This window comes from Bacillus sp. FJAT-27225 (assembly GCF_001685025.1).
GTDB lineage: Bacteria > Bacillota > Bacilli > Bacillales > Cytobacillaceae > Bacillus_D.
Genome location: NZ_MAYU01000024.1, coordinates 77,319 through 102,503, shown reverse-complemented (window position 1 = coordinate 102,503; position 25,185 = coordinate 77,319). Strand labels below are relative to the sequence as shown.

The following is a 25,185-nucleotide window of genomic DNA, read 5'->3' as shown; positions in this document are numbered from 1 at the left end:
ATTGTATTCTCTTTTCAACTCGGGGTATTTTGTTGAGGAGTTCCACCCTCTGTTATGAAACAGCCCCAAGAAACAGAAGAATTCAAGTTTTAAAGGATTATGATACTGTTTTACACTTTTCCAAGAGGCCTTTCTCTTTTAGAACCTTGATTAATGTTTCACCCATGACAGCTGGTGTTTCTGCTACTTCAATTCCACATTCATTCATTACGCGGATCTTTTCCTCTGCTGTTCCTTTTCCGCCAGATATAATGGCTCCTGCGTGTCCCATCCGTTTTCCGGGAGGTGCTGTCCTTCCGCCAATAAAGCCGACAACTGGTTTCGTCATATTTTCCTTCACCCACTCGGCGGCTTCTTCTTCAGCAGTTCCACCGATTTCCCCGATCATAATAACAGCATATGTTTCAGGATCCTCATTAAAGGCTTTTAACACATCAACAAAGTTTGTTCCATTCACTGGGTCTCCACCGATCCCAACTGCTGTTGTCTGGCCAATTCCAGCCTGGGTTAATTGGTGGACAGCTTCATATGTGAGTGTCCCTGAACGGGATACAACACCAACATGGCCTTTTTTGTGGATATATCCTGGCATAATGCCAATTTTACATTCATCAGCAGTAATCACACCAGGACAGTTTGGCCCAACCAAACGCGTTTTCTTACCTTCCATATAACGTTTAACCTTTACCATATCTAAAACAGGAATATGTTCCGTGATACAGATTGCCAGCTCCAACTCCGCGTCCACTGCCTCCAGAATTGCATCTGCCGCATACGGGGCTGGAACATAGATGACAGATGCATTAGCTCCTGTTTCCTCTACAGCTTCTTTAACTGTATTAAAAACAGGTACACCTTCAACTTCAGTTCCCCCTTTTCCGGGGGTGACACCTCCGACAATTTTCGTACCATATTCGAGCATTTGTTTTGTATGAAAAAGGGCTGTAGAACCTGTGATGCCCTGAACAATAACTTTTGTATCTTTATTTATAAAAACACCCACTATTTTGTCTCCTTTCTACCCCACTAATGAAACGATTTTCTGGGCACCGTCCGCCATTGAATTCGCTGCAATGATCTCAACATCCGATTCAGCAAGGATTCTTCGGCCTAAGTCAACATTTGTACCTTCGAGACGCACGACTAAAGGTACACTTAACCCAACCTGCTTGGCAGCCTCGACTACGCCCGTCGCAATGACATCACATTTCATTATCCCGCCAAAAATATTCACAAAAATTCCCTTGACGTTTTTATCAGAAAGGATGATTTTAAATGCCTCTGTTACTTTTTCTGCAGTTGCACCGCCACCAACATCAAGGAAATTAGCAGGTTCTCCGCCATAATGCTTGATGATGTCCATTGTTGACATGGCAAGACCTGCACCATTCACCATACATCCAATATTTCCATCTAATGCAACGTAGCTTAAATCATACTTAGATGCTTCAATTTCCTTCGGATCCTCCTCTTCTAAATCCCGAAGCTCCAGGATGTCCTTATGGCGATACAAAGCGTTAGAGTCAAAGTTCAATTTCGCATCCAAAGCAAGTACTTGTCCATCGCCAGTGATAACGAGCGGATTGATTTCTGCAATGGAGCAATCCTTGTCAATGTAGGCATTGTATAAGGCCAACATAAATTTAACCGCTTTGTTTACAAGCTCTTTCGGAATACTAATGTTAAATGCGATTCGGCGAGCCTGGAAGGGAGTCAAACCAATGACTGGATCGATTTCTTCCTTGAAAATCTTCTCAGGTGTTTTTGCTGCTACCTCTTCAATCTCTGTGCCGCCTTCCTCGGAAGCCATCAACACAACTCGGGAAGTTGCACGGTCAAGTACTAAACCAATATAGTATTCTTTTTTTATATCGCAGCCTTCTTCAATAAGCAGGCGTTTCACTTCTTTCCCTTCAGGACCTGTTTGATGGGTAACAAGTGTCTTCCCTAGTATCTCCGATGCATATTGGCGGACCTCTTCAAGATTCTTTGCGACCTTCACTCCGCCGGCCTTCCCTCTTCCCCCGGCATGGATTTGTGCTTTCACAACACATACGCTTGAACCGAGCTCTTTTGCAGCATCCACTGCTTCCTCTACAGTAAACGCTACCTTTCCTTTCGGGACTGAAACCCCGTATTGTTTAAGGAGTTCTTTTCCCTGATATTCATGAATATTCATAGTATGCCTCCTAGCAGGTAAATCTTTCTATGATTCTAGTAGTAATTTCTCTGGATCCTCCAGTAATTGCTTGATTTTAACCAAGAATCCAACTGCTTCCCTTCCATCGACAATACGGTGGTCATAGGAAAGGGCAATATACATCATAGGACGGATTTCTATTGTTTCATTGTCTACAGCGACAGGCCGGTTTTGAATAGAATGCATACCTAATATTCCAACCTGCGGGGCATTTAAAATAGGGGTAGAAAACAATGATCCAAATGTTCCCCCGTTTGTAATTGTGAATGTGCCGCCCTGAAGATCAGATAAAGCAAGTTTTGACTCTTTTGCCTTTAGTGCGAGACTGGCAATCTCCTTTTCTATTTCAGCAAAGTTCAACCGGTCAGCATCTCTCACCACAGGAACAACTAGGCCCTCTTCGGTAGAAACAGCAACTCCAATATCATAGAACTTCTTAATCACCAGTTCATTTCCTTGAATTTCTGCATTCAGCAACGGATACGTTTTAAGCGCACTGACCACCGCTTTTGTAAAAAATGACATAAATCCAAGCTTTACATCATGTTCCTTAAGGAAAGCATCTTTCCTTTTCTTTCTTAAATTCATTACCGCAGTCATATCTACTTCATTAAATGTGGTTAATATCGCTGCCGTATGCTGGACTTCAACAAGATTTTTGGCAATTGTAGCGCGGCGGCGCGACATTTTTCTTCTTTCCACCGGTTTACCAGATTGTTCAATGGCTCCTGTTTGTTGTACTGCTGGCTGTGCTGGAGCCGGCTCCGGACTGGCAGCCGGACGGGGCTCAGGCATATAATTCAATACATCCTGCTGGCGTACCCTTCCAAGCGGATCCTGGGGAACAACCTTTTGCAGATCAATTCCCCGTTCTCTCGCTAACTTTCTTGCTGCTGGAGAAGCAATAACATTGTTAGTTGAATCAGGTTTAACGCCAGCAGTTGGCGCTTCATTTGCTGCCGGTTTTTCCTCGGTGGCCGTCTCTTTTTTTGCTGCTGGTATTTCTTCTGCGTCAGGCGCTTCGGTTACTTGGGCTGCAGGACCATTGCCAGCTTCGTCAATCACTGCAACTGTTTCCCCAACCACTACTGTATCGCCTTCATCCTTCAAAATTTCTTTTAAAACTCCGCTAAACTCAGAGGTAATTTCAACATTCACTTTATCTGTTTCCAGTTCCAAAATATAATCTCCTGTTGAAACAACATCACCAGGGTGTTTAATCCATTGTGCAATAGTTCCTTCTGTTATTGATTCAGCTAATTGAGGGATGACGATCTTCGCCATGTCCTTACACTTCCTTCCTTAAGCATGGACAGTTTTCTTTTTTTCTGTTTTTGTTAATGTAGAGTTGATAATTCTTGTCTGCTCGTTTTTATGAACCATTGGATCTCCCTCCGAAGGGCTGGACATACTTGGTCTCCCAATATAGGAAACTTTCATAGAATCAGGCAACAACTGCTGCAGATGTGGGGCAATATAGCTCCAGGCCCCCATATTTTGCGGTTCTTCCTGGGTCCAAACAATTTCCTTTACGTTTTTGTATTGCTGGATAACCTTCTTAATTTGTTCCGCTGGGAAAGGATATAATTCTTCGATTCTAATAATATCCAGCCAATTAAAGTCTTCCGAATCTTTCACATGATCACCTAGCTCTACTGCCAGGCGTCCTGTACAGAAGACAATACGTTCTACTTGATCCCGTTCGGTTCCGAGTCCTGGCTGCTCAATATACGCTTTGAAGTGGCCATTTGTAAATTCCTCTAAATAAGAACCTGCAGAAGGATTTCGCAATAAGCTTTTTGGAGCCATTAAGACTAACGGCCTTACTGCATCTGTGTTCAAAATCGCTGCTTGTCTTCTTAAAAGATGGAAGTATTGTGCGGAAGACGATACATTCGCAACAGTCCAGTTATTTTCAGCAGCCATTTGCAGAAAACGTTCCAATCTAGCACTGGAATGCTCAGGCCCCTGTCCTTCATAACCGTGTGGCAGCAGCATCACAATTCCTGACTTTTGGCCCCACTTGGAACGTCCGGAAGAAATAAATTGGTCAAGAATAACTTGCGCACCATTTGCAAAATCACCAAATTGAGCTTCCCACAACACTAGTGTTTCTGGGGAAATCACATTGTATCCGTATTCAAATCCGAGTATCGCTGCTTCCGATAGTGTACTATTATGAACAGCAAAGGACGCATTTGCTGCACTGATTTTATGCAATGGGCTATATTTTTCTCCCGTCTTTTCATCCGATAAAACAATATTGCGGTGGGAGAACGTCCCTCTCTCCGTATCCTGTCCCGTTAACCGAATTGGTGTGCCATCCTTTAAGATGGATGCAAACGCTAATACTTCCGCATGGCCCCAATCGATTTTTCCATGATTCTCAAAAACATCCAATCTGCGTTTCAATATTTTTTGCAGTTTGCCAAACACATTGAATCCTTCCGGCCACTTAAGAAGCTCCGAATTAATTTGTGTTAAAGCTTCTTTTTCAACCGCAGTCTCAATTTTCGCTATTTCATGGATATCTTCTGCTTGTAATTCAGAAAGGGGCCGAACCTCAGCAGGTTTCTTATCGACTTTTTCATATGCCTGGGTGAACCCTGCTGCTACCTCTGTTTCAATCTGCTTGATTTCCTCGTCGGTTACAGACTTTTCTGTTATCAGTTGCCGCTTGTATAAAGAGGTTACCGTTGGGTGGCTCCGTATCACCTTATATGTTACAGGGTTAGTGGCCATTGGTTCATCCATTTCATTGTGGCCTAGCCTTCTATATCCAATTAAATCTATTACTATATCTTTATTGAATTTCTGACGATATTCAAACGCTAACCTAATAGCTGCCAGGCATGCCTCAGGCGTATCCGCATTGACATGGACAACCGGAACGTTAAACCCTTTTGCCAGATCACTGGAATATCGCGTTGATCGTGAATCCTCACTTTCCGTTGTAAAGCCAATCCGGTTGTTTGCAATAATGTGAATGGTTCCGCCAGTTTGATACGCATTCGTTCTTGAAAAATTCAGCGTTTCTGCGACAACCCCCTGGCCTGGGAATGCTGCATCCCCATGCACTACTAGAGCGAGCGCTTTCGAAGTATCCTGTTTTGGGTATCCTTTTACAGAACGATCATCTTGAGCGGCCCTTGTGTATCCTTCTACAACTGCACCGACAAACTCCAAATGGCTTGGGTTGTTTGCCAGGATCACCTTAATCCGCTTGTCCCCGAATTGCCTATTCTTCACAGCACCCATATGGTACTTGACATCTCCAGTAGAACCAATGGTTTCAGAATAATCAGGGTTATCGTTCACCCATGTTGAATGTTGAAACTGTGAAAAAATGGCTTCATATGGTTTTTCCAACACATGCGCGAGAACATTCAACCTTCCTCTATGCGCCATGGAAATCATGACATTTTTAATTCCAGCTTCTGCAGATAAATGAACGACTTCTTCAATGGCAGGAACAAGCGCTTCCAACCCTTCGACAGAAAAACGTTTTTGGCCAACATAGGTTTTTTGAATAAATTGTTCGAATCCTTCCGCTTTGTAAAGTTTCCTTAATAGTTCTGCTTTCCTCGATGCCTGAACTGCAGGTCTACTAAACTCATTTTCAATTTTTTGCTGCAGCCATTGTCTCTCTTCTGGCTCAACATGCTGAAATTCAAATCCACTATTGCCCGTATATACTTGTTTAAGAAATTGAATCGCAGTTAATCCATCTGAAAATTGGCCTTTCCTCTCCGGACAAATGAGTTCCGCAGGTACCTCTCTCACATCGGCTTCAGTTAAACCATAGTGGGACAGCGTAATCAGATCCGTTGATGGCCTGGATTCCAATGGATAAATATTCGCTTCCAAATGGCCCTTTGTTCGTATATTCTCCGCCAGCTCCAATACCTTTGTAAGCTTTTTCATTTTCTTGTAAATGAATTGAGGGGATACATTTTGCTGCTGATGTTGCTCATTCATTTGTGAAGATTTAATTTCCGGTTCTCCCCACTCCGCAAATAATCTTCTTAAGCTTTCATCCACTAATTCTGAGTTAGTCACAAACAAATCATACTGTTCCAACAAATAACCAAGATTAACTCCATGGACGTTGTTCCACGGGCTAATTGGATTACTCATATTTTTACACCCCTTGTTATCTTACTAAAACAATTTTCGCAATCTTCGATAAGATTTGCAACTTACTTGTCTTGGAAAAAGCCAATCCATTATCCCTTTACAAAAAGAGTTTGATTAACAACTCCTTTATAGTGTTTTTGCGGAATACCGTTCGGGGGCAATGTTCGCCTTCAGGACTTTACAATCAGGCTTCCTTAATCAGATGCTTCACTTCCTTTTTAAAAACCATGCCTTTGCTAATTATTCAGCCCCCATATGTTTTTGATTCCCTTAAGTGAATATTTCATTCTTCTTTTTCCATACTATAGTGCAGAAGGAGGCAAACAACATGGCAAAGCGGACAAAGAAAAATGACCCGGAGCAAAAGAACAAGCAGGGGTTTGATTCCAGCAGAAAGGATTCCGAATTCTCCAAGGAATTTGGAAGCGCCAATGCAAATCAGGCTAAAAAGCAGAAGGATAAAGAGCAAAGAGCCTATACGAACCAGGATGCTTAAAGGTTTAACTTGAAAAGGCTGTTCCAAGTGATTACTTGGAACAGCCTTTGTGTTGGTCTCTGTATAAACCTCGTGAACCATATCTTAAACCATCACATTTGAAATCTATTCAGCCTCGCAAAGAAATCACAAATAAATTCGTAAAATATTTTCTCTGTTGGGGGAAGCTTACGCTCACTTGGTATAATGATGCCTACTGTACGAGTAGGCTGGGGTTCGACCACGGGAACCCTGACAGTTGAACGCGGCAGATTTTCAATCAATGTAACTTCTGGTATAAGCGTGACTCCCAAGCCAGCCGAAACCAATCCTTTTATAGCGTCTATATCGTCACCTTCAAATGAAACAGTTGGGGAAAAGCCGATCTGTTTACAGACATTTTCTACAACGTCACGCAGGACATATCCTTTTGGAAACAAAATAAAGGAGTCCTCCCTCAATTGATTCAGTGCAATTGACGATTCCCTCGCTAAACGATGATTTAGCGGCAATAGGGCAACGATGTTTTCTGTAAATAAAGTTTTTCCCTTAATCCTTTTTTCCTGTTTTGGCATTGGGCCAAGCAGTGCCATATCCATATCCCCCTTAACCACCCCATTAATCAAGTCATAGTAGGAGCTTTGTTTTAGTTCAAACCTTACACGGGGATACTGCTCCCGAAATGCTGATATAATTGTAGGCAGCGTATGGGCAGCAAGACTGCTTGGAAATCCAATACGGATACTGCCTTGTTCAGGGTCAAGGTACTCCTGAATTTCCCGCTTCGCATACTGAATCACATTCATGGCTTCTTCCATATGCCCCAAAAAAACTCTTCCAATAGGGGTTAATCTTACATTCCTCCCTTCCCGGATAAATAAAGCAACACCGAGTTCGGATTCCAGATTAAAAATCTGCCTGCTTACAGCGGACTGTGCCACATGCAATGACAAAGCCGCCTCTGTTACATGCTCCCGTTTAGCGACTTCAATAAAATACTGTATCTGTCTTAACTCCAATACTTTTACCCCCTTTATCTTTATTCATCTCTTTTCGGCATCATTCTCATCTAATTTTCATATTGTTTAGATTAATTATCAATTATACAATAATAAAATCAAAATAATGAAGCGTACGAAGTCTATAGTAGGAAAAATTAAAGGATATACACTTTTTCCAAAGGGGTGCTATGCAAAGATGACTCTATCACTTGAACACAAATCAGCCGAAATACAAGCGGCCAAAGAATATGTCAATGTAGTATTTGAAACAGTGAAAAAGCGTAATCCCTATGAAGACGAGTTTCATCAGGCAGTTATAGAAATTTTTGATTCCCTCGTGCCTGTTTTCGCTAAATATCCAAAATACATGGAGCAAAACTTGCTTGAAAGAATTGTTGAACCGGAAAGGCTTATTACCTTCAAGGTCCCTTGGGTGGACGATCAGGGAAAAGTTCAAGTGAACCGAGGGTTTCGTGTACAATTTAACAGTGCCATTGGACCATACAAAGGCGGCTTGCGTTTCCACCCTTCTGTGAATGCCAGCATTATTAAGTTTCTCGGTTTTGAGCAGACTTTCAAAAACTCCCTTACAGGGCAGCCAATTGGTGGAGGTAAAGGTGGGGCCGACTTTGACCCAAAAGGAAAATCCGATGGAGAAATCATGAGGTTCTCTCAAAGTTTTATGACAGAGCTTTTCAGGCATATTGGGCCTGATATTGATGTGCCAGCTGGAGACGTCGGTGTAGGCGCAAGGGAAATTGGATATATGTTTGGACAATATAAAAGAATTCGCGGCGCGTATGAAGCTGGTGTCCTGACAGGAAAGGGACTTGGATACGGAGGAAGCTTAGCACGGACCGAAGCTACAGGTTATGGTACTGTTTACTTTGTCGAGGAAATGCTAAAAGACAATGGGCTTTCCTTTAAAGATAGTACTGTTATTGTATCTGGCTCCGGCAATGTATCCATCTACGCAATAGAAAAAGCGGAGCAGATGGGTGCCAAAGTCGTTGCATGCAGTGATTCAAATGGTTATGTGTACGATCCAAACGGAATCAATCTTGATACAGTGAAACGACTGAAAGAGGTCGATCGGAAAAGAATAAGTGCGTACGTAAATGAACATCCACAGGCACAGTATGTAGAAGGGTCATCAGGTATCTGGTCCATTCCTTGTGATATAGCCCTCCCATGTGCGACGCAAAATGAAATTAATGAAGAATCGGCGAAAATCCTCGTTTCCAATGGAGTGAAGGCTGTCGGTGAAGGAGCAAATATGCCATCTACACTTGGAGCAATCGAGGTGTTTTTAAAAAATGAGGTTCTCTTTGCTCCTGGCAAAGCAGCCAACGCAGGTGGCGTCGCTGTTTCCTCATTGGAAATGGCACAAAATAGTGCACGTTTATCCTGGACTTTTGAAGAAGTCGATGCAAAACTCCAGCAAATTATGGTGAATATTTATCAAAACACCGTCAATGCCGCAGGAGAGTATGGTTGTCCTGGTAACCTTGTTGTCGGCGCTAATATTGCTGGGTTTATAAGGGTTGCTGATGCTATGGTGGCACAGGGAGTCATTTAATTTATTATGAGGGGTGATTGCTTTCGATTGGAGCAATCGCCCCTTTGTATTTTAACTATGCATTACAGGAGAGAGGTTCATTCTTGCTTCCTAATTGGTATAGACAACTATATATCTAAATGATAAAATTTTAGTAGGAAGAAGGGGTGAAAACATGATGGATAATAAAATATCTGTCCCTTTATTGCTAAAGGGAATACATATTTACTCTGATGGCAAATGGATTCATGATGGGTACATTAAAATAAGAAATGAAAAAATAGTCGAACTTGATGCAATCGAAAACCTGTCTTTAGATGAGGAAGGTTGTAAGGTTGTTGACTTGCCCCCCCACTTTAAGGCAATTCCAGGTTTTATCGATGTTCATATCCACGGGGCCAATGGGGCAGATGTTATGGATGCCACCATTGAATCATTAAATGTGATGGCACAGGCACTCCCAGGTGAAGGGACGACAAGTTTTCTTGCTACCACTATGACCCAGGGAGAACAGCAAATTGAAGCGGCTTTACTTAACGTTAAAAACTATATCAACACTGATCAATCACCCGGAAAGGCTGAAATTCTGGGAGTTCACCTTGAAGGCCCATTTGTAAATAAAACAAAGGCTGGAGCCCAGCCAATCGATCATATCGTAGATCCAAATGTTGAGCTTTTTAAAAAATGGGAAACGCTTTCTGGCTCTGCTATCAAATTAGTTACTCTTGCCCCAGAGCTGCCAGGCGGGCTAGAACTCACTCATTATTTAAAATCCAAGGGTATCGTGGCTTCAATCGGCCATAGCGATGCAACATACGAAGAAGTAATAAAGGCTATTGAGGCTGGCGCGACCCAGGCAACTCATTTATACAATCAAATGAGAGGGTTGCATCACCGTGAACCAGGTGTTGTTGGGGCTGTATTTTTAAAGGAAGAATTAAAGGCAGAATTAATTGTAGATGGGATACATTCCCGCCCTGAGATGGTAAAACTGGCGTACGACCAAAAAGGTAAGGCAGGAATTATCTTAATCACTGATTCCATGCGTGCAAAATGCTTAAAAAACGGGCATTATGACCTGGGAGGCCAGGATGTATCAGTAAGCGATGGAAAAGCGACCCTTAGCGATGGAACCCTTGCCGGAAGTATTTTAAAGCTTAATCATGGGGTAAAGAATATGATAGAGTTTTCTGGCTGCCAAATTGAAGATGCAATCGAAATGGCATCAGTAAACCCAGCAAAACAATTAAATATCTTTGATCGGAAAGGCAGCCTGTCCAAGGGAAAAGATGCTGATATTGTTGTTCTTGATGACAACGGGGATGTTTATATGACCATTTGCCGTGGAGAGCTGGCCTATTTTAAAGGAGGAGAACAGGATGAAAATCATTGAAGCCAAGAATTATGAAGACATGAGCCAACTAGCTGCTTCTTATATTATTAAAAAAGTTATTGCACAGCCAAGGATCAAGCTTGGGCTTGCGACTGGCGGTACACCTGTTGGCGCTTATCAAAAACTAATTGAGGACCACAAAAAAAATGGCACTTCATATCAGTCGGTTACAACTTTCAATTTAGATGAGTATGTTGGATTGTCCGGAGAAAATCCAAATAGCTATCGTTTTTATATGAATGATACTTTATTTAACCATATCGATATCCAGAAGGAAAACACCTTCATTCCCCATGGCGATGCAGCAGATTCCCAAAGAGAAGGCGAGGAGTATGAACGGCTGCTTAATAAGCATGATGGAATTGATTTACAGATTTTAGGTATTGGTACTAACGGCCATATCGGTTTCAATGAACCCGGCACGCCATTTGATTCAAAAACACATGTAGTTCAATTAACGCCCTCAACACGGGAAGCTAATGCACGATTCTTTAATGGGATTGAGGAAGTCCCAACTAAAGCAATCACTATGGGAATCGGGACGATTATGAAAAGCAGGGAAATCCTGCTGCTAGTATCTGGAGAACAAAAGAAAGATGCGCTGCATAGGCTTTTGACAGGCTCTGTAGATGAAGAATTTCCAGCATCTGTGTTGAAACAACACTCAAATGTTACAATTATCGCCGATAAGGCTGCAATTGCGGATTTAAAGGTTAACCAGTAGCTCTCACCTTTTGTGTTCTTTTAATGAGAAGCAGCCTTTTTAGTCCAAAAAGAAGGGATGCAAGTGAGAAAGAAAATGATTAATAAAAAATCACCAATCCCTATATATTATCAGCTACAAGAGCTCATAAAGGACCTAATTGATAAGGGCGAGCTGAAGCCTGGCAACCTGCTCCCTCCGGAAAGAGAGTATGCAGAAAAGTATCAGATTAGCAGGATGACTGTGAGACAAGCATTGTCCCAGCTCGTCCATGATGGATATCTTTATAGGATTCAAGGTAAAGGCACATTCGTTTCAGAACGGAAGATTGAGCAGCCGCTCTATCGATTAAGAAGCTTTACCGAAGATATGGTCGCCAGGGGCCTAAAGCCTGCAAGCCAGTTACTTTCTTTTGAAATTATTCCTGCTCCTGCTCAAATTGCAAGTCACCTTTCTATTCAGGAACATGGGCCGGTGTATGAAATTAAACGGATCCGGTTGGCTGATGATGTTCCAATGGCCTTTGAAACAAGTTATATATCAACAAACCTGGTTAAAGGCCTAACAGAACACCTTGTTAAAAAATCGGTTTATGCTTACATCGAAGAGCAGCTGAATGTTGAAATAGACTATGCCTCTACAGTGATTGAATCATCCATTGCAAATCACGTCGAGGCCAACTTTTTAAAGGTCAAAAAAGGGTCTCCGATTATGCTTATTCAGCAGCAAACATTTCTAAAGGATGGAACTCCGGTTGAATATGCTCGTTCCTCCTATCGGGCTGACCGCTATAAATTCATGATTCATATGAAACGATAATAATAAGTGTGAGCCATGTTAAACACTTTGTTGATTTCCGCTTCACAAAGGAAAACTTCATGGAATTATCCTCACAGGGACACATAGGAAAGCTCCTCAGAATAAAAAACGCCTCGTGACAGACGCCTTTTGTCTGTCACGAGGCGTTTTTTCCTGTCACAATGGCTTCGCTTTCCTCGGTTGGACCTGGGAGCCAGATTTGCTGCAGCGCCTTCTGCTTCAATCAACTCGGTTAAACACAACATTATCCTTTTAGCCTAGTCAAATGAAAAGGTATGTACGTATCATACGTTCACACCTTTTCATTTGACTATTAAAATTGTTTTAACCGTTCTTTGATATCTTGCAGGTCCGGCAGGCCTGTCATAGCTCCTTTTTTAGTAGTAGCTAATCCCCCGGAAACACTTGCAAACTGGATAGCTTCCCGGATTTCCACATCGGTCAATTCTGCAAGATTTTTCTCAGACTCATTGATTGAATAAAGAATACCTGACACAAAGGCATCTCCCGCTCCAGTGGTATCCACCACCTTACATTTTATTGCAGGTATCATTCCAATCTGATTTTTAAAACGATAGACGCTTCCTTTTTCGCCTAAAGTTACCAGGATAAGAGGTAAATCGGGCAATTGGGCAATCCCTTCTTCCACATTTCCGGTTCCAGTTAAAAACTCAAGTTCATCCCCGGAAATTTTCAAAATATCTGCTTTAGGAATCGTGGCTAGTATCGTCTCTTTTGCATGTTCAGCGGAATCCCATAATCCCAACCGGAGATTTGGGTCATATGAGATGAGCATCCCCATATCCCTCGCTTTTTCTATCGCCTTGAGGGTGGCTGACCTGGCAGGCTCGCTGATTAACGAGATTGAACCAAAATGGAGGATCTTGTTTTTTTCAAATAATCTATAGTCCAACTCTTCTTCTCTAAGGAATCGGTCCGCACTCGGATTAATATAAAAACTGAAGTCTCGTTCACCTGAAGGCTCCAATGTCACAAACGTCAGACCCGTCCTGGCTTCCTCTGTAAGTTTTATCGATTCCGTATTGACTCCGTATCCAGTTAATGTCTCGAATAGATATTGCCCCAGAACATCATTTCCAACCTTCCCAATGAAAGAAGAAGCTCCACCAAGTTTGGCAATACCAACAGCGACATTTGCTGGGGCCCCTCCTGGAGCCTTTTGATAGGTTGAATTTTCAGGGCCCAGAGGGATAAAATCAATTAGCGCCTCTCCCAAACATACAACACCATTCAACTTTTCCCACCTCTTTCATAATAAATTCATCCTAAATCCCAATGGGTCAATCTGCATTCAGCTTCACCCTGAAACGTAATTGTCTCATCCTTTGGATTTGGAAAATACCGGGCCGTAAATACTACTTCTCCCTCATTAACAAAAATCTCAAGTGAGGAACGATCCATAAAAACATGAAGATTTGCCACAGAGTTGAGTGGGCAAGTCCTGGTTTCTATTGCCCCTGTTTTTACATTTCGCCTGCTTAAGTTGATAACCTTTTCGTCCGGGTCATAATTTAGGAAAGCTTCATTCCGGAACGAAATCTTAAATGGCTTGGCTGTGGGTATAAACTCAAACAGCAACTCACAAGAGCTCCCTCTCAATTCATCAAGTTGTGCTTCTTGCCCTCGCCTGCCAATATCTTGAACTTTTTTATTTTTCCTGAGTTTCTTTAATTCTTCAACCGGGCTTTGGTAAACCTTGCCTTCCCGAAGGGTCAACTCTCTCGGTATTGTTAATGCATGAACCCAATGATTCTCGACTGTTGGCTGATAAGCTTCCGTTTCATCGGTAATCCCCATCCATGCATAAAGAATGGTTCTGCCAGAATCATCCTTAAAGGTTTGCGGGGCATAAAAATCAAAGCCGCGGTCTAGCTCGGTAAAAGGCCCATGCCTAAAGTCACCATTTTCATAATCGAGTTTACCTACAAAATATCCCGACTGAAATATATTTTGATATTCATATCCACTAGGCTCCAGCCCCTGTGGCGAAACCAGCAGTACATCTTCCCCATCCAAGTGAATAAGGTCAGGGCATTCCCACATATATCCGAATTCTCCAAGGTCATTCATGTCGGATCCGGCAATTCTCCCCACTTCATCCCAATGGTATAAGTCGGTGGAAGAGAATAAAACAGCCGTTCCCTTTTCATTCTCCGTTTGGGCACCGATAATCATATACCAGCGCTCTTTTTCCTTCCAAACCTTTGGATCGCGAAAATGTGCTGTATAGCTTTTTGGAAGTTTAAGAATTGGACCGTGTTTGTCAAAATGGATACCATCTGTGGAAACAGCAAGGCATTGATACGTTTCTCGTGTCCCATCGTCCAGCTTTACATTCCCCGTATAAAATAAGTATAGTTTTCCATCCGCCTCAATTGCACTTCCGGAGTAGCAGCCATTTCGCTCATACCATTCACTTGGAGCCAAGGCAATCGGCTCCTCACTCCATGTGACCATATCCCTGGATGTATAATGCCCCCAAAATTTGGCGCCATGCGACGTGTTAAAGGGATTCCACTGATAAAACACATGATAGACCCCTTTATACTGAATTAATCCATTTGGATCATTCAATAGCCCAACAGGCGGCATAATGTGATAATTGAATCGATACGGATCCTGTAAAACCTTACTCTTATATTTATCTACTGTGTTATAAGCCTCTTTTATAAGGAGAATTTCTTTCTCAGACATAATAGAACCTCCTTGATGTGTCTTCTCCCAAAAACTAGTATTTGCAAAGTATGACCGTCAATAAACGGCATAGTTTCCTTGTTTCTTGATAAAGTAAGCCTAATACTTTCCTGCCTAAAAAGAAAAGGCAAGTGAATTCTTGCCTTTTCTTCCTGCTTACTGTTCAATTTCCTTTTTTATCTTATCTGAAAACCCGAACATCCAAGTCAGTACGAATGCCACCGCAATTGCAATAATATTCACCAGGATATATTGCAGAAGCTGTCCATTTAAATAGAGCAGGGCACCAGGAATAACAGTAACCGCCATCCCTGTTGCCTTAAGCCCAAGGATGGATGCCATGAATCCGCCAACTCCTCCGCCAATCAACCCCATAATAAATGGTTTTCCATAACGCAGGTTGACCCCAAAAATCGCTGGTTCTGTAATTCCTAAAAATGCCGATAACGATGATGGCAAAGCAAGAGCCTTCAGCTTGGCTGATTGGGTTTTTAAGCCGACAGCAAGGGCAGCCCCGCCCTGTGCAGCAACAGAACACGTCACGATTGCATTGTACGGATTATTTTTGAACTCTGAGAGCAATTGGATCTCAAGCATATTGAAAACATGGTGGACACCTGTAATGACAATAAGCTGGTTCAAACCGCCAAGCAATAGACCGCTAATTCCAAACGGCCATGAAAGGACTTCTATTGCGACATGTAGGATCCCTTGTTCAACCGTATGAAAAATAGGACCGATGATTAATAAAGATAAAATGATCATGACAAGAAGGGTCAAAAATGGCGTAACAATCAAATCCAACACTTCAGGAACACGTTTCCTTATTGCCCGTTCAAGCTTCGCGCCAAGAATACCGGCAATAAATGCGGGTATTACTGATCCTTGATACCCGACGACTGGAATGAAGCCAAGGAAAAGAATTGGATCTGCACTTCCTCCTGCAACGGCATATGCATTTGGCAGAGAAGGTGAAACGAGCATTAGACCAAGTATTAAGCCGATAATCGGTGTTCCGCCGAATACTCTGAAAGTTGACCAGGCAACAAGAGCAGGCAGGAATACAAACGCTGTATCAGTCAATACCTGGGTGAATAATAGGAAGTTCTCAGAAATATCCTCAGGCTTCATCCCGAATAGAGCCAATATTTGCTCCTGCATAATCAAGCCGCGAAGACCCATGAATAACCCGGTAGCTACCAGGACGGGAATGATTGGGACAAAAACATCCCCAAAGGTACGGATTGCCCTTTGAAATTTGGAGCCGCTTTTTACAGCTTCTTTTTTCTGGTCAGAAGCAGTCTTCGTATCAAGTCCAAACTTGGAAACTTCCTCATAAATTCGGTTAACCGTGCCAGTTCCAAAAATAATTTGGTATTGTCCGGAATTGAAGAAAGCTCCCTTGACCTTATTGATATCCTCTACTTGTTTCTGATCGATTTTCTCTTTGTCATTAACCATAATCCGAAGCCTGGTAGCACAATGTGCAACAGATTGAATATTGTCTTTCCCACCGACTGCTTCAATGACAGCTTCTGCTATTTTGCGATTTTCCTCCATTACGTTCACTCCTTTTTTAATGGAATCGATTACATCTTGATGAAAAAAATAAAAATGTCAGCTAAACTTTAATACCCTAAATTTCCCTTTATATTCATAAAGGTTTGTTGTGGAATCGATTCCACAATAGTTAAAAATAAAGTGTAACCGCGGCCCACCTAGTATGGAATCGATTACACTATCATTATATACTTGAACGTTCAATAAGTCTATGATTTATTATTTTCAGCACATTTTCATTTTTTTCGCCGTTGATTTGTTTCAACAATAATCTTGCTGCCTCCCGCCCTGCATCTTCTGTTGAAAAATCAATGGTTGTTAAAGGTGGGGTAATAAATCTGGAAAGCTCCGAACCTCCCATTCCGGCTACAGCAATATCTGTTGGTACTGTAAACCCGATTTCTTTTATATACTGCAGGGCACCAATAGCAAGCCTGTCGGTTACGGCAAGGACAGCAGAGGGCTTATGTTTTGTTTTTTCAACAATCGTTTTCATGGATTCATAACCTGAATGAACATCAAATTTTCCCTTTTGAATCCAGTTTTCTTCAACTGACAACCCATGTTCTTTCATCGCATCCATATAACCTGCTTTACGAAGATATCCAACTGAACGGTCTTTTTCATCTACGCCTATAAAAGCAATTCTCGTATATCCCTTTCCAACGAAATAATCGATCATATCTCTGGAAGCCTTGTAATCATCAAACAAAACATTTGCCAATCCCGAAATATGCTGTCCTACGGTGACAAAGGGAATGTTCAACTGATGGATCTCATTAATCAATACCTCATTGATATTGGTGGCAGAAAGAATGATTCCATCTACATTCCTGCTTTTCAAAAGCTTTAAATACTCGATTTCTTTCTTAGGGTCGAGATTTGTGTTTGTTAGAAGAATTTGATAGCCCTCTCTTGCCAATATCTCGTCGAGGCCTCTGACTAGGCGGCTCGATGTTTCAGTACTGATTTTTGGAAGGACGACGCCAATTACCTTCGTCCTTTTAGTCCGCAACGATTTGGCATATTCATTCGGTATATAGCCTGTCTCTTCGATTACCTTCAATACCCTTTTCTTTGCTTCCTCACTGATATATCCGGAATTGTTGAGGACTCTGGAAACAGTTGTCCGTGATACATTGGCCCTCTCAGCTATTTCCTTAATCGTGATCATGTTTACATCCTCCTGGGACAACTAACTAGTCTTATCACTATATTACATAATTTTTTTTATATCCAATAGATACTTTTATAAATAGCGGCAGCAATCCTGCTTCCCTAATTACGCAGCCATTATAAAAAATTTAAAATTTATATTGACCTAATTGGAAAAACTTTCTATTATAAGAGTCATAAATGACTCTTAATAAGGAGGTCTATTTTCTTGTCACCCATTGTTTCCAATCAACACCGAGAAGAAAGAAAAAATATGATTCTACAATCAGCCAAAGAGGTTTTTATTAATAAGGGATTTAATGCTACTACAATACAAGATATTATCAACCATTCTGGTGTGAGCCGAGGAGGTGTGTATACGTACTTTAAAAACACGGAGGATGTCTTTATTGAACTTTTAAAGAAAAGAGATATGGAAGATGTATGGGATATGGAGAGTATTTATAGCCTAGTGGATACGAATTGGGAGGCTTTGACGTATGTTTTAGACAGGATACAGGAAAATATCCTCAATCAAAATGACCGTTTAGTTCCTGCCATTTACGAATACTATTTCACGACTGGATGGGAGACAAAGAAACATCTGCCCTATTTGGAGTCCAGAATCAGGCAAGCGTGGGATAGCCTAGTGGAGATCCTTCAAAAAGGGATAACTGAAAAGGAGTTTACCCCTTCGCTCCCTATCGAGGATATAGCCAAAACAATTATTACCTTTTATGACGGAATCATTTTAAGCTGTTTTCATTTGGGTCCAGATAAATTGAAATTACCTAATCAATTTCAAGTATTCCGTACTTTTCTTTCCACCTGTTTATTTGGTTCCCAACAAAAATAATAGAGGTTTTTATGGAAAAAACAAAATTAGGCGGAGCTTCCGCTATCCTTGTAGGGATTTTTTATTTGCTTACAGTCATTTTAGTTTTACTCTCCCCACCAGGAGAAAATGCTGTTGCCGACCATGTAACCCACATGTATCCCCTAATGGCGGTTCATTATCTATTAGGATTTTTGGGGGTTTTCGGTATCATGGTCGTATTAACAATATCCCGAACGATTAAAAAACAAACCTCCGGCAGCGAATGGTATCCTTACTCGAAAGTGATGGCTGTTATTGGGTTTGCTTTACTTGCAATTAACAATTTCCGCCAGACGGGTTTGGACCATGAACTAAGCCATGACGCAATGCAAAGTGGAGGTCCTGTTTTGGAGTCGGTGGTGATTGGTTGGGTAGGACTCGTAGAATTAAGTCCACAAGGCTGGATTGATTTTGGGTTTGTGGGTATATGGATTTTAACCGTAAGTGTATTTTCCCTTAAAAGGAATAATCAGAAGGTTTTATCCTATTTAGGCTTACTTGGTGGAACCTGTTTCATTTTAACTGTGCTCGGGAATGTAACAGGTCTTTCCATCCTTGTTATGGCTGGAATGGGCTTAGGGGGGTTAGTGGTCGTTCCTGCCTGGTTTATTTATTATGGCATCCTCTTATTAAAAAAACCTGATTCACCTGCCTCCCTTTCAAGTTCAAACGAGTTGATCGAAAAGGTAAAATTCAGATGAAAGATGAAAAAAAGCCATTTTATGAAATGATCTTTTTACTGATTTTAATGGTAGTCACTTTTTATCTATTTTCAGATTTTTTTGGCCTAGCATCCCTTCTTCCCCTTGTCTATTTTGTTATCGAAAATAAGGTTAGAAAATCACCCGATAAGGATTTGATTTTTAAGCATAAAGAGATCCTCCGGGATTTTAAATCAAGTTGGTTTCCTTTTATAGCTGTTGCATTTATTTTACAATTCGTTTATTTTTTTGTATTTATTAATTTCTCGCCGGAATTGATAACCCAAGTAAAGGAACGGACATCTTTCATTACATCATTTAATGTAAAATTGGTTATAACTCTACTAATCCTCGCATTAGCAGAAGAAATTGTGTTTAGGGGTTTGATCCAAAAAAGGCTAGCCTGGAAAATGAATAAATTTGCTTCAATCTTTATTACCTCTATTTTGTTTGCACTATTGCATACCTCCGAAGGAACACCCGCTGTAATAGTGACCGATTTATTAACGGTTTTTATCGACAGTGTATTTTATGGTTATCTTTTTTATAAGACCAATAATCTATATATTTCATGGTTAGCACATGCATTAGGGAATATAACCGCAGCATTTCTTCTACTACACTTTATTTAATATGCGGTCTTACTGCTTTGCAAGCGCGGTGCCCCAGTCATCAAAAAGGTGCCCATTCCATGCAGGTAATGACTGCAGGACCGGACACCTTTGTATGTTTCCACTATTTAAATGCGGTTTACTCGCTAAATCTTTTAAAAATTAATGAAACATTATGGCCACCGAAACCTAGTGAGTTTGATAAAGCGATTTGTATATCCTGCTTCTTAGCAACGTTAGGAACATAATCTAAATCAAGTTGTTCATCAGCTGTTTCATAATTAATTGTTGGAGGAATGGTCCCATCCTTAATGGCTAATACAGAAAAGATTGCTTCTAAGGCACCTGTGGCCCCCAGCAAATGTCCTGTCATCGATTTCGTCGAACTTACTGAAAGAGAATAAGCATGTTCTTTGAAAACTTCCTTGATCGCTAATGTTTCGTACAAATCATTATAATAAGTAGATGTTCCATGAGCATTAATATAGTCCACCTGTTCCGGAGAGATTTTGGCATCTGCTAATGCTAGTTTCATGGATCGTTGCGCACCTTCTCCTTCAGGCGCAGGAGTTGTAATATGATGCGCATCTCCGGTAGCACCATATCCAATGAGCTCTCCATATATGTGAGCTTCCCGGGCAAGGGCGTGATTTAACTCTTCTAATATCAAAATTCCAGCGCCTTCCCCAATAACAAATCCATCTCGGTTCTTATCAAATGGCCTGCTTGCTGATTTTGCATCCGGGTTTTTAGAAAGAGCGGTCATATTAGAAAAACCTGCAACCGTCATTTCTGTTATCGTTGCCTCCGTTCCGCCGGCAATCATCATATCCACATCCCCGTTTTGAATCGACCGGAATGCATCACCTATTGAATTTGCACCTGATGCACAGGCCGTGACGGAACAATTGTTGATTCCTTTTGCACCAAGGTGAATGGAAACTTGCCCTGCCGCCATATCCGGAATAAACATCGGAATCGTAAAAGGATTCACTCTTCTTTGGCCCTTCTCTAAAAATTTCAGATGTTGTGCCTCGAACTCACCTAAACCGCCAATTCCGGACCCTATCCAAACTCCGACTCGTTCGGGTTGAATATCGACACCTATCTGAATGCCTGCATCCTCTACTGCCATTTTACTCGCAGCAACAGCGAACTGGCTATATCGGCCCATCCTCCTTGATTCCTTTTTATCCATAAATTCTTCTGGTGCAAAGTTTTTTACTTCGGCAGCAATTTTAATATCAACTTTTTCAACATCAAATAGCGTGGCGGGTCCAATTCCAGATACACCGTTTTTTATGTTAGTCCAAGTTGTAAAAGCATCATTCCCTAAAGGAGTGACTGCCCCAATACCAGTAACCACTACTCTTCTATTCATTTGTTTCGCTCCTATACTCAATATTATTCTAATTATAACTTTAACATGATTGGGCTCTGCTTTACACTCTGTCAGACGACTGTCTTTCCTGCCACATTTTGTCTAGTAAAATAAGGATGCCAGAAACTCAACGGACAGATGTACACGTTGGGTTTCTGACACCCTTTTGAATAGTTCCGTATTAAATTATAAATTTTTATTCATTCAAATATGCCCAGGCGTATTGCGCATAGAGCTCGGCACCGGTTGCGAGGGCGTCTTCATCCACGTTAAATTTACCGTGGTGGTGGGCCCATTGTGTGTCTTTTTCCGGGTTGCCGCTGCCTACGAGGGCAAAGCTGCCAGGCGCCTTCATCATATATTCGCTGAAGTCCTCACCGCCCATTGTTGGCTTTTCGTGATAGATAACTTCCGCGCCAAATGCCTCGGCGGCTGTTTTTTGAACGAGTTTTGCACTGTATTCATCGTTAATGACAGCCTGGGTGCCGCGCGTATAGTCTACCTGTGCAGTTGCGCCGTAAACGGAAGCTACTTGTTCTGCATAAGTCTTAAGCTGCTGCTCGATATGGTCCCTCACCGCCGGATCGAAACAGCGAACCGTTCCCTCAATGACTGCATTTTCTGCAATAACATTGAACCGGGTGCCGACAACCATTTTTCCAATCGTCAACACAGCTGACTGCAGCGGATCAATCGTCCGTGACACCACCGATTGAACATTCATCACAAACGATGAAGCAACAATCGCTGCATCTATACAGGCATGCGGCATCGCGCCGTGTCCGCCCCTCCCTTTAAAAGTTACGGTAAATAGGTCCGCTGAAGCAAAGGATGGTCCAGCTGTGCAGGAAACTGTTCCTGTCGGCAGCTGTGACCAAATATGGATACCGAATACATTATCCACTTGGTCCATTGCTCCTTGTTCCACCATAACCTTCGCTCCTGCAGCCACTTCCTCAGCCGGCTGGAAAATTAACCGGACATTGCCCGGTAATTCTTCCTTACTATCATTTAGTGCTTTAGCGGCAATCAGCAGCATCGCTGTATGGGCATCATGTCCGCATGCATGCATTTTGCCCTCTTCCTTTGATGCATACGGAAGATCTGTGTTTAATTCTTCAACCGTCAAGGCGTCCATATCCGCGCGCAAAGCAACCGTCTTCCCCGGCTTCCCGCCTTTGATGGTGGCAATTACTCCTGTCGGTTCCGTTTTGCGGTAAGAGATACCAAGATTCTCGAGGTACTCACAAACAAACGCTGTAGTCTTATATTCCTCAAAAGAAAGTTCCGGTTCACTGTGAAACTTTCTGCGTAACTCAATTAATTCATCATTGTATTCTTGAATGGCTTCTTTTATTTTTGCATGGATCAAGTCTATTCCGCCTCCGTTAATGTCTTAGCTGCTTCATATAAAATCTCTGTTGCTTTTGCGATGTCTCCTGCGTCCGACCATTCTTCGGGACAATGGCTGAGGCCGTCCTTGCTCGGAATGAATAACATGGCCACATTGGTCACATCGGACATAACCATTGCGTCATGTCCTGCACCGCTGTTAATCGCACAGTACGGAAGGTTTAGTTCACTGCATGTCTCTTTAAATAAGGATAGGATTTTCTGATTCATTGCCTTTGGCGGCATATATAGTTGCTGCTGAATCGAAGTTGTGATTCCATTTCGGTTAAAGGTTTTAATCCATCCACTTACTTTCTCAATCGCATTAAGGACACGCTCTTCTTTCCCAGACCGTATATCGACTGTAAATACTACCTTATCCGGAATAACATTCGCGCCGTTTGGCCAAACGTTTAAGCGGCCGGTGGTGATGACGGTGCCTTCCCCTTGATCGGAGGCCAATTCCGGGAAGCGCGCAATCATGTTAGCGGCGGCTACTAACGCATCCGCCCGGCGGTCCATTGGAGTAGTACCTGCATGCCCTGCCTGTCCCTCAACAGTAACCTCTAGTTGGGTCAATCCGACAATTGCCTCAACCATACCAATTGGGATCCCTTTTTCTTCAAGAATAGGCCCTTGTTCAATGTGAAGTTCCAGAAAAGCCTTTATTGTTTTTGGATCTCTTTTTTTCGGAAGGGATGGATCGAGGCCGATGCTCTTCATCGCTTCCTCCGTTGTGATACCATCTTTGTCTCTTAAATCTAGAAACTCTTCCTCACTCAACAGGCCAACGATGCCTCTTGAACCCATCAGCCCGCCGCCAAATCTGGTACCTTCTTCTTCTATCAAGGCAACCACTTCCAACGGATATTTGGGGGTGAGGCTATTTTTAGAAAAAGAATGAGCAACCTCCAGTGCTGCCACCACTCCGGCAGGACCATCAAAGGACCCTCCGTTTGGCACCGAATCAAAATGGGAACCGATCAAAACACTCGGTGCATCCTTTAATGTACCGTCGAGCCTGCCAAAAATATTGCCGAGACCGTCTTCTGTCACCTCAAGACCATATTCACGCATTTTTTCTTTAATATATCCGCGCGCCTGTAAGTCCTCTTTACTATAAGTCAGGCGGGTTGTCCCTTTGCCAGGTGTAGCGGTGAATCGGCTTAAAGCCTCGATATGTCTTTCAATTCGCTCCTGTAAACCGTTCAATGTGTTTCCCTCCATTTATTACAAGAATCCAACAAAGATGCCTGCAAGGATAACCGAGACGATTGTAACTGTGATGAACCCACCAACAAGCATTGGCGGCAGCATATGGCTTGTCAGCATTTCTCTTTCTTTTTCATCTTCGGTTAACGACTTGATTACTTCATTTGTAATAATATAGTCGGCAGGAAATCCATAAAGAGCGGTCAATGACACGGCGAACGCCATGTGCTTGCTCACTTTTAAAAGCTTTCCGGCGATAAAGGAGAAAATATACATCCCGATAACAGCAAGGACGATTGCACCAATCAGCGGGTAGAGAATATCGACCATCATTTCTGGTGTCGCTTGTTTTAAGCCGTCAAAAATAAACAGCATCAATACCATAAGCGCCATTCCAAAACCATTGGCTTTCTGTAAAACTTGTCTTTCCAAAAATCCTGCACTTGAGGCGATAACCCCAAATAGTAAACACAGAACAAACGGGCTAATGGAAACGACTGGTGCTGCCAGAGTTGAGACCAGATAGGCAAGAAAACCTACAAAAGCCAGCCTAAACAGTTTAAAGAAATCTGTATTGTATTTTTCCGGCATATTCTTAAAAAGTTTTAATTCTGGTTGAGAAGTCTCTACTGTTGCTGCCATCTCGGATTGCGGAGAATTCTGTTCGTTAATGGCTGAAATTTGTCCGTTGCGGTACAGGTCTAACAGCCTTTTCCCCTCTTTTTTTAGTACGACGGAGGTGATTGGATAACCGGCAAACCCCTGCGCAACATAGATGACGATCGCAAAAACGGATAGGGAGACGAGACCTGCTTCCCTTGCCCCTTCCGACATGATAAGTGCGGATACGACACCACCCACTAATGGAGGGATAGCGACCACGACAGTTTCAAATCCGAAAAGAAGAGTTCCAATCGTCATCAAAACAGCGATAATACCAAGAATTCCAAAAAGGGCAATAACAATGGTTTTCCATTGGTTTTTCAATTCTTTCAGGGATAACAATGTCCCCATATTAGTAATGAGCAAATACATCATCATGGTAGCGACTACTGGCGGTACACCAGCAACTGATACAATGTCTTCCGGAAAAAACGTCCAATAGCCAAGGAGGAACAGGACGGCACAGACAAACATTGATGGCACCCAGGCTTTCGTGCGAACAGCAACCAGATCCCCTACTAATAAAATTCCTACAATAATGACTAAAGCCAGCATTTGAGACATAAGCCCACTTCACTTTCCTATAGAAGTTAATATTTCGTCCTGCGAAAAATTATGTAATAGTAGAATAA

At 42.2% G+C, this 25,185-nt stretch carries 21 protein-coding genes; 8 read left to right on the top strand and 13 right to left on the bottom strand.

Translation table 11 applies throughout. The annotated features are described in order from the left end of the window. Positions 1–97: 97 nt before the first annotated feature. Genes sucD through A8F94_RS21525 form a run of 4 tightly spaced genes read right to left on the bottom strand, consistent with a single transcriptional unit; the run spans position 98 to position 6,337 of the window. A complete protein-coding gene (gene sucD / locus A8F94_RS21540; protein ID WP_066205490.1) occupies positions 98–1,003 on the bottom strand; it encodes a succinate--CoA ligase subunit alpha in 906 nt (301 codons plus the stop codon). Between the two features lie 15 nt (positions 1,004–1,018). Then, positions 1,019–2,179, bottom strand: a complete 1,161-nt coding sequence (gene sucC, locus A8F94_RS21535) for an ADP-forming succinate--CoA ligase subunit beta (RefSeq protein WP_066205488.1) — start codon at positions 2,177–2,179, stop codon at positions 1,019–1,021. A 27-nt stretch (positions 2,180–2,206) separates the two neighbouring features. Continuing rightward, positions 2,207–3,484, bottom strand: a complete 1,278-nt coding sequence (gene odhB / locus A8F94_RS21530) for a 2-oxoglutarate dehydrogenase complex dihydrolipoyllysine-residue succinyltransferase (protein ID WP_066205481.1) — start codon at positions 3,482–3,484, stop codon at positions 2,207–2,209. An 18-nt stretch (positions 3,485–3,502) separates the two neighbouring features. After that, entirely contained in the window at positions 3,503–6,337 is a 2,835-nt protein-coding gene (locus A8F94_RS21525) for a 2-oxoglutarate dehydrogenase E1 component (RefSeq protein ID WP_066205475.1), read from the bottom strand. A gap of 328 nt (positions 6,338–6,665) precedes the next feature. On the opposite strand from A8F94_RS21525, the gene A8F94_RS25965 reads away from it, so the two are divergent. Then, entirely contained in the window at positions 6,666–6,833 is a 168-nt protein-coding gene (locus A8F94_RS25965) for a hypothetical protein (protein ID WP_175384492.1), read from the top strand. Positions 6,834–6,925: 92 nt separating this feature from the next. Here the strand turns inward: A8F94_RS25965 and A8F94_RS21520 are convergent, their stop codons facing one another. Then, positions 6,926–7,831, bottom strand: a complete 906-nt coding sequence (locus A8F94_RS21520; protein WP_066205473.1) for a LysR family transcriptional regulator — start codon at positions 7,829–7,831, stop codon at positions 6,926–6,928. A 178-nt stretch (positions 7,832–8,009) separates the two neighbouring features. Here A8F94_RS21520 and gdhA point away from each other — a divergent pair, with 178 nt between their 5' ends. The 4 genes from gdhA (at position 8,010) to A8F94_RS21500 (ending at position 12,286) form a co-directional block, all read left to right on the top strand. Continuing rightward, positions 8,010–9,392 carry an NADP-specific glutamate dehydrogenase gene (gene gdhA / locus A8F94_RS21515; protein WP_066205469.1) on the top strand — a complete coding sequence of 461 codons (1,383 nt, stop codon included), beginning with the start codon at positions 8,010–8,012 and terminating at the stop codon, positions 9,390–9,392. 154 nt (positions 9,393–9,546) lie between these two features. Then, positions 9,547–10,764: an N-acetylglucosamine-6-phosphate deacetylase gene (gene nagA / locus A8F94_RS21510; RefSeq protein WP_441294210.1), complete on the top strand. Its 1,218-nt coding sequence runs from the start codon at positions 9,547–9,549 to the stop codon at positions 10,762–10,764. Next, positions 10,751–11,488, top strand: a complete 738-nt coding sequence (nagB, locus tag A8F94_RS21505) for a glucosamine-6-phosphate deaminase (protein ID WP_066205461.1) — start codon at positions 10,751–10,753, stop codon at positions 11,486–11,488. Before nagA ends, nagB begins: the two co-directional genes overlap by 14 nt. 75 nt (positions 11,489–11,563) lie before the next feature. Next, positions 11,564–12,286 (top strand): GntR family transcriptional regulator, encoded by a 723-nt coding sequence (locus A8F94_RS21500; RefSeq protein ID WP_066206087.1) that lies wholly within the window; start codon positions 11,564–11,566, stop codon positions 12,284–12,286. Between the two features lie 313 nt (positions 12,287–12,599). Here the strand turns inward: A8F94_RS21500 and A8F94_RS21495 are convergent, their stop codons facing one another. The 4 genes from A8F94_RS21495 to A8F94_RS21480 all read right to left on the bottom strand — a co-directional run bounded on the left by A8F94_RS21495 (position 12,600) and on the right by A8F94_RS21480 (position 17,735). Further along, entirely contained in the window at positions 12,600–13,541 is a 942-nt protein-coding gene (locus tag A8F94_RS21495) for an aminoimidazole riboside kinase (RefSeq protein ID WP_066205458.1), read from the bottom strand. Positions 13,542–13,567: 26 nt separating this feature from the next. Then, positions 13,568–15,001 (bottom strand): glycoside hydrolase family 32 protein, encoded by a 1,434-nt coding sequence (locus A8F94_RS21490; protein ID WP_066205455.1) that lies wholly within the window; start codon positions 14,999–15,001, stop codon positions 13,568–13,570. A 156-nt stretch (positions 15,002–15,157) separates the two neighbouring features. Further along, entirely contained in the window at positions 15,158–16,561 is a 1,404-nt protein-coding gene (locus tag A8F94_RS21485) for a sucrose-specific PTS transporter subunit IIBC (RefSeq protein ID WP_066205453.1), read from the bottom strand. 184 nt (positions 16,562–16,745) lie between these two features. Then, positions 16,746–17,735 carry a LacI family DNA-binding transcriptional regulator gene (locus A8F94_RS21480; protein ID WP_066205451.1) on the bottom strand — a complete coding sequence of 330 codons (990 nt, stop codon included), beginning with the start codon at positions 17,733–17,735 and terminating at the stop codon, positions 16,746–16,748. Positions 17,736–17,945: 210 nt separating this feature from the next. Between A8F94_RS21480 and A8F94_RS21475 the strand changes: the two genes are divergently transcribed. From A8F94_RS21475 to A8F94_RS21465, 3 genes are read left to right on the top strand one after another with little or no spacing between them, the layout of a single operon-like run. Further along, entirely contained in the window at positions 17,946–18,572 is a 627-nt protein-coding gene (locus A8F94_RS21475; RefSeq protein WP_066205447.1) for a TetR family transcriptional regulator, read from the top strand. An 11-nt stretch (positions 18,573–18,583) separates the two neighbouring features. Then, positions 18,584–19,294: a hypothetical protein gene (locus tag A8F94_RS21470; RefSeq protein WP_066205444.1), complete on the top strand. Its 711-nt coding sequence runs from the start codon at positions 18,584–18,586 to the stop codon at positions 19,292–19,294. Then, positions 19,291–19,926, top strand: a complete 636-nt coding sequence (locus A8F94_RS21465; protein ID WP_066205441.1) for a CPBP family intramembrane glutamic endopeptidase — start codon at positions 19,291–19,293, stop codon at positions 19,924–19,926. The genes A8F94_RS21470 and A8F94_RS21465 overlap by 4 nt, the downstream gene beginning before the upstream one ends. 118 nt (positions 19,927–20,044) lie before the next feature. Here A8F94_RS21465 and fabF read toward each other — a convergent pair whose 3' ends face one another. From fabF to A8F94_RS21445, 4 genes are all read right to left on the bottom strand, one after another. Beyond that, positions 20,045–21,286, bottom strand: a complete 1,242-nt coding sequence (gene fabF / locus A8F94_RS21460) for a beta-ketoacyl-ACP synthase II (protein WP_066205438.1) — start codon at positions 21,284–21,286, stop codon at positions 20,045–20,047. 196 nt (positions 21,287–21,482) lie between these two features. Beyond that, positions 21,483–22,658, bottom strand: coding sequence for a M20 family metallopeptidase (locus tag A8F94_RS21455; protein ID WP_066205435.1), 1,176 nt, complete (start codon positions 22,656–22,658; stop codon positions 21,483–21,485). A 2-nt stretch (positions 22,659–22,660) separates the two neighbouring features. Continuing rightward, entirely contained in the window at positions 22,661–23,905 is a 1,245-nt protein-coding gene (locus tag A8F94_RS21450; protein ID WP_066205425.1) for a Zn-dependent hydrolase, read from the bottom strand. 3 nt (positions 23,906–23,908) lie between these two features. Further along, entirely contained in the window at positions 23,909–25,117 is a 1,209-nt protein-coding gene (locus A8F94_RS21445) for a hypothetical protein (RefSeq protein ID WP_066205421.1), read from the bottom strand. Between the last annotated feature and the right edge of the window lie 68 nt (positions 25,118–25,185).